The following is a 10,853-nucleotide window of genomic DNA, read 5'->3' on the forward strand; positions in this document are numbered from 1 at the left end:
ATGAAAGCTAGGCTGATTTTTTATTTCCCAAAATCAAAAACGAACAGATTGTAAGACTGTCCGTTTTAGGGTTCAACTTTAAATAAATAAGTACACAGCTACGAACATCGCTGCACTGCCTGCCATGACAAAAACATGCCAAATTGCATGATTGTACTTGATTTTTTTGTTTTTATAAAAGAATGTGCCTGCAGTATAAAAAATGCCCCCGATTAAAAGTGTCATAAAGCCGTCGAACGAAATATACGTGACTAATGGTTTATAGACGAATACAATAAGCCACCCCATACCAATATAGACAAGCAATGAAACTTTCTTAAAGCGATAAACGAAAAATTGTTTTAAGACGATACCAATGATTGCGAGTACCCATTCGATAATAAAAATGGTCAAGCCTAGCTGTCCACCAACAGCAATCAGAGCAACTGGTGTATACGTTCCTGCAATTAATAAAAATATGGAACTGTGATCTAGTTTTTTTAGTAATACTTTATGTGTTGGAATGGAATGATATAGCGTAGATGCTAAGTATAAACAGAACATTGAAATGCCGAATATAATGTAACTAATGAGTTCTGTTGTTGAACCGGAAACTAATGCTTTATGAACTAATAAAAGGGTAGCAGGAATTGTTAAAAATGCACCGACTCCATGCGTTAGGGCGTTCCAAAACTCTTCCTTAATAGTATAACTACTTTGCTCAACCGCGGATTGTGGCATGACCCGTCACCTCTTCCTTTATTCACCTTACTATAACAGAACAATAAAATGGATTGTAGAAGAAAGTGTAATACAATCTATATGATAAATATCATATATTGCAGAGAGTTAATCGTCTTATCGATGTAAAATATGATAAAATAAGTGCGCGAAAGATTTTAGGAGGCACGAAAAATTATGACAAGATATGATGGTAGAACTGTGGATGCAATGCGTCCTGTAAAAATGGATAGCGAGTATTTACTGCATCCTGAAGGTTCAGTATTAATCCAAGTAGGAAATACAAAAGTTATTTGTACGGCAACAGTTGAAGATAAAGTACCAGGTTTTTTACGTGGACAAGGAAAAGGCTGGATTACAGCCGAATACTCGATGTTACCACGTGCCACAGCGCAGCGAACGCCACGCGAATCGTCTCGTGGCAAAGTGAACGGGCGAACTATGGAAATCCAACGTCTAATTGGCCGGGCATTACGTGCTATCGTCGATTTAGAGGCACTTGGCGAACGTACAGTATGGATTGACTGTGATGTAATTCAAGCAGACGGAGGGACGCGTACGGCATCGATTACAGGGGCATTTGTAGCGATGACACAGGCGATTGCCAAACTTGCAGAAGAAAAACAACTCGCTAAATTCCCAATCACCGATTTTTTAGCTGCCACAAGCGTTGGAATTGTGGAGGAACAAGGTGCTATTTTAGACTTAAACTATGTTGAGGACGTTGCAGCAGCTGTAGATATGAATATCATTATGACAGGGGCAGGACGTTATGTAGAATTACAAGGTACTGGCGAGGAAGCAACATTTTCCCGAGAAGAGTTAAATGAACTACTTGCATTAGGTGAAAAAGGTATTCAAGAATTGATCGTACTACAAAAAGAAGTACTTGGAGAACTAGCGAACAAAGTAGGAGGAGACTGCTAAGATGACACAGGTTGTAATTGCGACAAAAAATAAAGGAAAAGCCAAAGATTTTGAAGCACTGTTTGGGCCGCTTGGTTATGAAGTGGTGACGATGTTTGATGTTGCACCAGACATGGAAATAGAAGAGACGGGCACTACCTTTGAAGAAAATGCAGTCTTAAAGGCAGAGGCACTGGCAAAAGCACTAGGCACAATTGTCATTGCAGATGATAGTGGCTTAGCAGTAGATGCCTTAAATGGTGAGCCAGGGGTTTATTCAGCACGTTACGCTGGTGATCATGATGATGAGGCCAATATGGTGAAGTTACTGGCGAATTTACAGGGTGTTGCAGATGAAAAACGAACTGCACGGTTTTGCTGCTGCATCGCCATTGCAGGTCCGAATTTTGAGACGACAACCGTATTTGGGACATGTGAAGGTATGATCGCCCACGAAAAACGTGGCACAAATGGCTTCGGTTATGATCCAATCTTTTTCGTACCAAGCTTAAAGCGCATGATGGCTGAGTTAACAGCAGAAGAAAAGGGTGCCATTTCACATCGTGGAAATGCAATTCGTAAGCTAAAGGAAACATTGCCAAATCTTATAAAGTAAGAGGTGATATCCATGCAAGTTTTAGTTATGAGCGATACACATGGCGACAGTCTTGTTATTGATAAAGTTCGTGGCTTTTATCCAAATGCGGATGCCGTGATTCATTGTGGGGATAGTGAGCTTGCTTTTTCACATACCGCATTAACAGGCATGAAAAAAGTACGAGGTAATTGTGACGCAGAAAAAGCATTTCCAGACGAAGTGGTATTTGAAGTGGGCGACGTGGCATTTTTTGTGACACATGGTCATTTATTCAATGTCAAAACATCCATTTTGTCTTTGTCCTATCGTGCAAAGGAAGTCGCTGCGCAAATCACCTGTTTCGGTCATTCTCATATTTTAGGTGCTGAAATGATTGATGGTGTGCTGTTTATTAATCCAGGTAGTTTATTAAAACCACGTGGTCGCAAGGAAAAAAGCTTTGCAATAGTAGAAATCAGCGATGCGAATTTCCAAGTGAATTTTTTAACAGATGATAACGATTGTATTTCTTTACATCAATTTGTGCGGTAATAATCATGAACTAGAACAACATAAAAACGCTTAAAATTCTAATTAATAGAAAGTTAAGCGTTTTTGTGTTTATGCAGGATTGTACTCTTGGAAAGTATGTCCACGGATTGATTTATGTTTAAGTAGAAAAATAAAAGAAAAAGAACTAAAGGAGATAAGATGACAAAAAACAAAATAGGTTGGAATTTTGATAATAGTTATGCTCGTCTACCGCACACTTTTTATACTGCACTCAGTCTAAATCCTGTGGAGTCACCGAATTTGGTCGTGCTTAATCATTCGGTGGCACAGGCCCTTGGGTTGGACAGTGATTCGTTGCAAAGTGAAGCTGGTATAGCGATGCTTGCTGGTAATGAGGTTCCGGATGGTGCATTGCCACTTGCACAGGCTTACGCGGGGCATCAATTTGGACATTTTAATATGTTGGGGGATGGTAGAGCACTTTTACTAGGTGAACAAATAACACCTAGCGGGGATCGGTTCGATATCGGACTTAAAGGTTCAGGTAGAACACCCTATTCTCGAGGTGGCGATGGCCGAGCAGCACTGGGACCGATGCTGCGAGAATATATCATCAGCGAAGCCATGCATGCACTTGGTATTCCTACTTCTCGTAGTTTGGCCGTGGTGACTACTGGTGAATCAATAATCCGTGAAAAGGAACTTCCTGGAGCCATTCTAACACGTATTGCCAGCAGTCATTTACGTGTCGGTACCTTTCAATATGTAGCACAGTGGGGTAATGAAGAGGAGATGCGAATTTTAGCTGATACTACGTTGGCGCGTCATTTTCCCAATTTTAACGGAGTCCCAAACCGCTATATATATCTGCTTCAGCAAGTAATTAAGCGTCAGGCTTCACTCATTGCGAAGTGGCAATTGGTTGGCTTTATTCATGGGGTCATGAACACAGACAATATGACCATTAGTGGCGAAACAATTGATTATGGTCCATGCGCCTTCATGGATACCTATGACCCTGCAACAGTATTTAGTTCTATTGATAGACAAGGGCGTTATGCATACGGTAATCAGCCACAAATTGGCGGATGGAATTTAACTCGATTTGCTGAAACGCTACTACCTCTAATCCATGAAGATCCAGAAGAAGCTGTTAATCTTGCGCAGGAAGCGATTCAACAATATCCGCAGCTGTACTATACGAATTGGATATCAGGAATGCGCGCGAAACTAGGGTTATTTAACGAAGAGGAACAGGATGAATCTCTTATTGAAGAACTCCTTGGATTAATGCAGCAACATCGGGCAGACTATACCAATACATTTCGTGCATTAACCCTCGATAAAACGGAGGACACGGTCTTGTTTGGTATCAAAGAATTTGAAAACTGGTACAACAAGTGGTTGGCAAGGCTAGACAGACAAGAGGAATCAAAAGCGACTTGTCAACAGTTAATGCGAGACAATAATCCTGCGGTAATTCCTCGCAACCATCGAGTCGAAGAGGCATTAGAAGCGGCTGTTGAACATGATGACTATAGTGTAATGGAACGATTGCTTGTGGTTCTTGCAAATCCATTTGTAGATTCTGCCAAGCAGGAGAAATACACGACATTGCCAGAACCAACAGACTGTCCGTATCAAACTTTTTGCGGCACATAATCATTCACAACGAGGGGACTTCCCTTCGTTTTTTTATTTGTTCATGGGGCGTAAGAAGGTCACCTCACATCATTCCTGCGCATACGCTATGTATGAATAAAAGAAAAGGAGATTGTGAAAGGTGCATAAATATTCAAAAGGTTGGTTTGTCCAGCAATTACGAGCAAAAGGAATTAAATTACATCCGCAATTGCGCATGCATTTAGGACTTTTTAAAGAATCAGAATTACGTAATTTATATTACCGATATGTGGAAAATGAGCAGGTGGATACGGAATAATTAAAAGCTCGTAGTAAGTTTGAACGGCTCCCCTATTGGAAATAATTAGATTCAACAGGGAGGCGTTGTATTATGTCGAAGAAACCATGGGTAATAACGCAACAATGGCATGATGTAGTATTTTTGCATTGGCCGTTACCGCCACATGAATTACAGCAGCATATTCCAAAAGAATTGCACCTTGACCTCTATGATGATACAGCATGGCTTGGCATCGTACTCTTTAAAGTAAAAGGAAATAGATTACGATTTATGCCTCCTTTTCTTAGAATAAGTTCCTTTCTACAAATAAATGTCCGTACGTATGTGACTTATAGAGAGAGGAAAGGAATCTATTTCTTTAGCTCAGATGTAAGTAGTGCATTTATTGCTCAAATTTCTTCAATAGGTCATTTTTTGCCTTATCGCCATGCAGAAATAACTTTTAGCAGGATAGATAATGCCTTTTCTTTTTTTAGTCACCACCGAAACTCGAAAGTGAACGAATCGTTTCATGTTACATTCGAGCCCATTGCTGGAGAGATAAAAAGCCATGCATTTGAAACGTGGTTAGTTGAGCGCTATCATTCATGGATGACGGGGAAAAAGAATTTAATTCGCATCGATATTAGTCATATGCCATGGCCTTTACAGCGAGTTAACGCTTTTATTGAAACGAATACAATGGCACCTTTTATAAACAATAGCAAACAAGACAATCAACCAATTGCCCATTATGCTAAAAGTAGAACGGCTCGCATTTTTCCACCTATAGTGGAAACGTAAAAATACCAGGTCACGAACAATTACTCATTGTCGATGGACCTGGTATTTTCTTTATTTTGACATTCAAAATGCCATTAAATTAAAAGCGATTACAAAATTGCATGACAATTGCTTTGGCAATCATATCTGACATGGCGAGTGCTTGAGCCTCTGATGCTGTTCATGATTAATCGCACGCAGTTTTGCATAATCACTTGTTTCAGGTCCAATCAGGTGATATACAATTGACTGTAATGTGATCTGGTCCAAATGAACGTGCCATGGCATGTGTTAAAGCCACAATTCCACCTTTTGTTGCTGCATAGGCCTCCGTGTGAGGTTCAGACATGTTAGCACGTGTAGAGGCGATAGACACAATAGAACCGCCTTGTTCATTGGAACGCATAATTCTTGCGGCCTCTCTCGATCAGAAAAAGACACTCGTTAAATTCGTTTGAATCACATCATTCCATGCCTCCATCGTTACATCATAAGGAGAGACATGTTGAAAATTGGCTGCATTATTAATGAAGATATGAATGGTCCCAAAACGATCCACCGTTTTCTGCATCAAAGCAACGATGTTATGTTCTTTCGTAATATCCGTTTGCACAAATAAAGCATGATAGCCAAGCGTATGTAACTCTTTTTCGAATTGATGGCTAGTCTCATAGTTAATATCAGCCACAACAACGCTCGCTCCACCTTTTGCATAGGCAAGCGCTATGCTTCTAGCGATCCCCTGCGCACCGCCAGTAATAACGACAACTGCATTGTTATTCCTCCAATTTTTTGCTGTTAGTTATTTTAGCAAAAAAATAGTTGTTTTATCGGGAAATGACTATTTGCAGATGGAATAATATGAGATAGGAAATCATATAATGAATAGATGTAGAGTAGTAGCGAGGTAATCCTTCCCTTCAAAGTAAAATTCATGTTGACATTATGTTAAAAAGCACATATAATAAATATTGTCTTTCAAATAGATTCGTTCTATCGGGAAACAACCATGTCTCAGTAGCTCAGCAGGATAGAGCAACGGCCTTCTAAGCCGTCGGTCGGGGGTTCGAATCCCTCCTGGGACGTTAAGATAAGCCTTACAGCCACAACGGTTGTAAGGCTTTTTATATTTATACATAACTGCATATTTTATTGAACAGTGCCCAAAAGGTGCCCGAATCAATCTTTTTCGCCAAATAGTTTATCAAAATGAGAACTTGCTCGCTGATCAGTTTCTTGCAAAAGATGACCATAAGTATTCATTGTTGTTATGATATTAGAATGACCTAATCTTGATTGAATGACTTTTGGATGTTCGCCAGCATGAATTAATAAAGTTGCTGATGTATGACGCAAATCATGAAAACGAATTCTAGGTAAATCAGTATGGCGTTTCATAAAACGGTCCCACCACTGACTTATTGAATCAGGACGATACGGTTTGCCAAATTCATTAGAGAAAAGGAAGATGTGATCATCCCATTCTCGTTCTTCTCCAGCTTCCTCTAGTTGATATTTTTTTACAGCTAAAAGTGTAACCAAATCATTCATTATGTTAGATGGTATTGTCACTACACGTTTTCTTTTACCTTTAGTCTCTTTAACAATAATTCCTTCACCTGTTAAATTAACTAATGCTTGTTCTATTAATAATGTATTACTCTTAACATTTAAGTGTTTTTCTTCTAGCGCAACTAATTCACCTTGACGGGCTGCGCTTACTACAGCAAGTTCCACCAACAATCTTTTTTCGGCCGTTTCACTATTATTTAATCGTTCAAACAACATTTTAACTTGTTCTTCGTTATATGCTTTTCCTTCTTCATATTTAAGTCTTGGTAGCTTAACGTTCTTACACGGACTTTCTTCTATTAAGTTCCATTGAACAGCGACATTCATAATACTAGCAAACGCCTTGTAAATATTATGAATAGTTGAAGGAGCCAATTCGCTTTCTTCTCCATCTAACCTACGTTTTTTCTTTTGTAAATCTCCAACGAAAAATACCACATCAACCTTTTTTATATCCTTTAATTTCATAGTTCCGAAAATAGGAAAAATACGTTTTTCTAAGTGTGTACAGTTATCATGAAATGATCTAGCACTATAATGCTGTTTTGCATAGTTATCTTTCCATCGAGGATAAAGATTATTTAATGTTATCGAATCTACATCGCTAAAATAGACGTCTTTATTTTGTTTCATCTCTTCTTCAAATAGAATAAGGAGACGCATAGCTTCTTTTTCGCTTTTAGCTTCTACATTTTTTGTTTTTCGAATGCGACGATTACCTCGATAGCCTAAATCAGCTATAAGTTTAAATTTATTTTTTCCTATATTTTTAACATAACCCAATATAATTACTCCTTTCTAAAAGAGCATACCTTTCATCGGAATGGTTTTCCGAATAATGCTGCAATCTTTTATAAGCTACTTCTGGTTCTACATTGAACTGTTCACATATAAATTGAACTGCCTTTTTCTCTCCTAAAGGCAACAACAATTTTTTTAACATAAAAGTAGGTACACAAGCATGGAGCATAAAACTATTAGCTTTCCATTCTTGGTATTCAATCCAGGAATACGGCATTTTCCTTTGGCTCCCACTGTGCCACAACGCATGACAAAGTTCGTGACAAAAATCTTGCCACATTTCCTGTTCATTTAAATCTTCTTTTAAAAAAATATAAACTTTTCCCTTAAAGAATAATGCTTGACTTGGGTTTTCCCAATAATACAGTTGAATGTCTAACTTGTAGGCTATTTCTTTAAAATCTAATTGAGATGGTAAGAATATCCCTAATTGAGTGTATAGCTTTTTAATAAAATCTTCTGTATGTGTTGTAAATGACATTCAAACATCCCCAAACCAAATGAAATAGAACGTACGTTCCTTTTTAGTTTACAATAAAACCCCACTTCTTAGAAGAAGGGCTTTAGACCAAAATATTATTTATTTCATTTCGTGTTTAATAATTTCCCAAATATCACGTAATCGACGAACTGCCTCCTCATCTGACTCAGGTAGTTCTTTGTAAAATTCCTGTAATTCAGGATCATTTGCAAAAGCTTGGAATGCAGCTTCTTCTTTTTCTGCTTGGCTAATTGGTGTAGGGTTGTCAGTTCTCCCCATAAGCCATTCAACAGATACACTGTAGAGGTTAGCCATCTTGTTTAAAATGTCAGTATCCGGATCGCGGTAATTTCTTTCATATCCAGACAAAGTACCATTAGATATATCTAATTTTTTTGCAGCTTCAATTTGTGTGAGTTTTGCATTAAGCCTAGCTGTTTTGAGTCTTAATCCTAAGATAACCATTGTGTTCACCTCATATATAATATATCAATATTAAGCGTATCGTTTAACAAATTAAGCGAATAGCTTACTTTTTTTAAAAATAGTGTTGACTTAAGCGTTTCGCTTAATATATACTGTAAATAAGTTAAGCGTTCCGCTTATTTAAGGAGGTGTAGTTATGAAGCCAGTTTACTTGAACATAGAAGAAATTCGAATGAGAAAAGGTGTAACTAAGACGCACATTGCTAAAAAATGCAATAGGACAGTAGCTTGGTATCATGGCATTTCTATTGGTAGACGGGTACCTAATGTCGAATCTTTACAAATGATTGCAGATGCTTTAGAGGTAGATGTAAGAGTTTTTTTTGATAATGAATTAAGCGTAACGCGTAATTACGAGAAACAAATCGTCTAACTGTCCCTATATCATCAACCAATCTATATAACTAGAAAGTGGGTGTTACGTATGGGTTGGAGCATGACCAAACCAAAGCGTAAAAAGAAACGCAAGCAACCATTGCCATCAGATGAATTTCGAAATCTTAAAGGACCTAAGAGAGAAAATTTGATTACTGTAAGAAAATCTAAAGGATTGACACAAACTCAGCTTGGAAAATTAGCTGGGTGTTCAGCAGCAATGGTTAGTTCACTCGAATTAGGTAGAGCGAATCCAAGTGTTGAAATATCAATGCAACTGGAAATGGTTTTAGAAACAACATTCTTTGAATTATTTCCTGATTTATAAAAAACACTTGACATGAGGTATTACGATTTTTTCCATTTCTAATATCAATGTATATAAACTGATGTAAATTTTCTTTAAAAAAACGTAGAACAAAAAGGAAATTATTAAAAGTATATAAACAGATATAAGTTAAAGGTTAATTTAAATACCTTTAAATCCCAAAAATGTAAAAATGACAATATGCATAATAGAAACTATAACAAAAGGAGGAATTTATTTAAATGAATCAATTACAAGTTATTCACGAACAAGTTGTCTTAACAAAAAAATTCGAAGTATATGGAACTTTAGAAAATCCGTTGTTTTTAGCCAAGGATGTTGCAGGTTGGATTGAACACAGTAATGCTTCTTCAATGTTAAAAAGTATCGATGAAGATGAAAAGGTACTAAACAATGTTTACACCCTTGGCGGAATACAAGAAACATGGTTCCTAACAGAAGATGGTATATACGAAGTATTAATGCAGTCACGTAAACCTATCGCTAAACAATTTAAAAAACAGGTCAAAAAAATATTAAAGGAAATTCGTCTAAACGGTGGCTACATTGCTACAAACGAAGATGACGACGAAATGACAATTTTAGCAAAAGGTTTCCTAATTGCTCAAAAAACTGTTGAACGCCAGAAACGCGAGAACGAAGCATTGCATCAACAAATCGAACAAGATGCTCCATATACGAAATTCGGAAAGGTAGTAGCTATTTCTGATGGAGCAATCAATATAGGCACGTACGCCAAAATGCTCTATGAAAAGCATAGCATTAACCTTGGGCGTAACAAATTGATGGCGTGGTTACGTGATAATGGTTATTTAATCATACAAAAAGGCGCTGAACGTAACTTACCTAAACAAAAATATATCGAGAATGGTTGGTTCCGAGTTAGACCAGCACTTGTTGCCAGAACAGATGGAGATATGCAAACGGGAACTCCTTTAATCACCGGAAAAGGGCAAATTGCTATTGCTAATATCCTTTTATCCGAGTTTACTGATTCATCTGAAAAATTTAATAACCAAAGAAACGCATCATTGGTATAGGAGGTTTTTAAATTGAATCTAACAATAAATGAACTAAAGGACGCCTTACTTAATGCAGAACTATCTGACTTTCTTCAAAAAGCTTACAAACAAGGAGTTGAAGATTGTAGAGAGAGTATGAAATTTGAGCTGTCTTTACCTCCAAATTTGAGAAAAGAACATGTAGCTAAAATATTCCAATGTGAACTACCTACTGTAGAAAAGATAATTCGCATGGACGGCTTCCCTAAATGTCATGCATTAAGCGCTCGTTATCCACGAGATAAAGTACTGGAGTGGCGTGATAATAACACCATGTACATGAACTCGCGTTTAGGCATTTATGTGAGTGAAAATGAAAGTCTCAGGTTATTAAGAGCATAAGAGCA

The 10,853-nt window shown here is 37.6% G+C and carries 14 protein-coding genes, 1 tRNA gene and 1 pseudogene; 11 read left to right on the forward strand and 5 right to left on the reverse strand.

Annotation, left to right across the window (positions count from 1 at the left end; all coding sequences use genetic code 11):
- Nucleotides 1–78 precede the first annotated feature (78 nt).
- Nucleotides 79–720, reverse strand: coding sequence for a PAQR family membrane homeostasis protein TrhA (gene trhA, locus ACOMCU_RS24000; protein WP_010860107.1), 642 nt, complete (start codon nucleotides 718–720; stop codon nucleotides 79–81).
- Nucleotides 721–897: 177 nt separating this feature from the next.
- Here trhA and rph point away from each other — a divergent pair, with 177 nt between their 5' ends.
- The 6 genes from rph (at nucleotide 898) to ACOMCU_RS24030 (ending at nucleotide 5,423) form a co-directional block, all read left to right on the forward strand.
- Nucleotides 898–1,647 (forward strand): ribonuclease PH, encoded by a 750-nt coding sequence (gene rph / locus ACOMCU_RS24005; protein ID WP_036130554.1) that lies wholly within the window; start codon nucleotides 898–900, stop codon nucleotides 1,645–1,647.
- Nucleotide 1,648: 1 nt separating this feature from the next.
- Nucleotides 1,649–2,242, forward strand: coding sequence for an XTP/dITP diphosphatase (locus tag ACOMCU_RS24010; RefSeq protein WP_010860105.1), 594 nt, complete (start codon nucleotides 1,649–1,651; stop codon nucleotides 2,240–2,242).
- 12 nt (nucleotides 2,243–2,254) lie between these two features.
- Nucleotides 2,255–2,755 carry a metallophosphoesterase gene (locus ACOMCU_RS24015; RefSeq protein WP_421051654.1) on the forward strand — a complete coding sequence of 167 codons (501 nt, stop codon included), beginning with the start codon at nucleotides 2,255–2,257 and terminating at the stop codon, nucleotides 2,753–2,755.
- A 159-nt stretch (nucleotides 2,756–2,914) separates the two neighbouring features.
- Entirely contained in the window at nucleotides 2,915–4,378 is a 1,464-nt protein-coding gene (locus ACOMCU_RS24020; RefSeq protein WP_421051655.1) for a protein adenylyltransferase SelO, read from the forward strand.
- A 121-nt stretch (nucleotides 4,379–4,499) separates the two neighbouring features.
- Nucleotides 4,500–4,658: a DUF2639 domain-containing protein gene (locus ACOMCU_RS24025; RefSeq protein ID WP_010860102.1), complete on the forward strand. Its 159-nt coding sequence runs from the start codon at nucleotides 4,500–4,502 to the stop codon at nucleotides 4,656–4,658.
- 72 nt (nucleotides 4,659–4,730) lie between these two features.
- Complete coding sequence (locus ACOMCU_RS24030; RefSeq protein ID WP_421051656.1) at nucleotides 4,731–5,423, forward strand: YqjF family protein; 693 nt, start codon at nucleotides 4,731–4,733, stop codon at nucleotides 5,421–5,423.
- Nucleotides 5,424–5,622: 199 nt separating this feature from the next.
- Here the strand turns inward: ACOMCU_RS24030 and ACOMCU_RS24035 are convergent.
- Nucleotides 5,623–6,162, reverse strand: a pseudogene (locus ACOMCU_RS24035) (SDR family NAD(P)-dependent oxidoreductase).
- Nucleotides 6,163–6,413: 251 nt separating this feature from the next.
- Between ACOMCU_RS24035 and ACOMCU_RS24040 the strand changes: the two are divergent.
- Nucleotides 6,414–6,487, forward strand: a tRNA-Arg gene (locus ACOMCU_RS24040).
- A gap of 94 nt (nucleotides 6,488–6,581) precedes the next feature.
- Here ACOMCU_RS24040 and ACOMCU_RS24045 read toward each other — a convergent pair.
- The 3 genes from ACOMCU_RS24045 to ACOMCU_RS24055 form a co-directional block, all read right to left on the reverse strand.
- Complete coding sequence (locus tag ACOMCU_RS24045) at nucleotides 6,582–7,757, reverse strand: tyrosine-type recombinase/integrase (protein WP_421051657.1); 1,176 nt, start codon at nucleotides 7,755–7,757, stop codon at nucleotides 6,582–6,584.
- A complete protein-coding gene (locus ACOMCU_RS24050; protein ID WP_421051658.1) occupies nucleotides 7,744–8,256 on the reverse strand; it encodes an ImmA/IrrE family metallo-endopeptidase in 513 nt (170 codons plus the stop codon). The genes ACOMCU_RS24045 and ACOMCU_RS24050 overlap by 14 nt, the downstream gene beginning before the upstream one ends.
- A 99-nt stretch (nucleotides 8,257–8,355) precedes the next feature.
- Complete coding sequence (locus ACOMCU_RS24055; RefSeq protein WP_421051659.1) at nucleotides 8,356–8,721, reverse strand: helix-turn-helix domain-containing protein; 366 nt, start codon at nucleotides 8,719–8,721, stop codon at nucleotides 8,356–8,358.
- 157 nt (nucleotides 8,722–8,878) lie between these two features.
- Between ACOMCU_RS24055 and ACOMCU_RS24060 the strand changes: the two genes are divergently transcribed.
- The 4 genes from ACOMCU_RS24060 (at nucleotide 8,879) to ACOMCU_RS24075 (ending at nucleotide 10,848) form a co-directional block, all read left to right on the forward strand.
- Nucleotides 8,879–9,115: a helix-turn-helix domain-containing protein gene (locus ACOMCU_RS24060; protein WP_421051660.1), complete on the forward strand. Its 237-nt coding sequence runs from the start codon at nucleotides 8,879–8,881 to the stop codon at nucleotides 9,113–9,115.
- 51 nt (nucleotides 9,116–9,166) lie between these two features.
- Complete coding sequence (locus tag ACOMCU_RS24065) at nucleotides 9,167–9,445, forward strand: helix-turn-helix transcriptional regulator (RefSeq protein ID WP_421051661.1); 279 nt, start codon at nucleotides 9,167–9,169, stop codon at nucleotides 9,443–9,445.
- A gap of 221 nt (nucleotides 9,446–9,666) precedes the next feature.
- Nucleotides 9,667–10,485, forward strand: a complete 819-nt coding sequence (locus ACOMCU_RS24070) for a phage antirepressor (protein ID WP_421051662.1) — start codon at nucleotides 9,667–9,669, stop codon at nucleotides 10,483–10,485.
- A 12-nt stretch (nucleotides 10,486–10,497) separates the two neighbouring features.
- Nucleotides 10,498–10,848, forward strand: a complete 351-nt coding sequence (locus ACOMCU_RS24075; protein WP_421051664.1) for a hypothetical protein — start codon at nucleotides 10,498–10,500, stop codon at nucleotides 10,846–10,848.
- Nucleotides 10,849–10,853 lie beyond the last annotated feature (5 nt).

It is taken from the genome of Lysinibacillus sp. UGB7 (genome assembly GCF_049058285.1).
GTDB classification, from domain to species: domain Bacteria; phylum Bacillota; class Bacilli; order Bacillales_A; family Planococcaceae; genus Lysinibacillus; species Lysinibacillus sphaericus_B.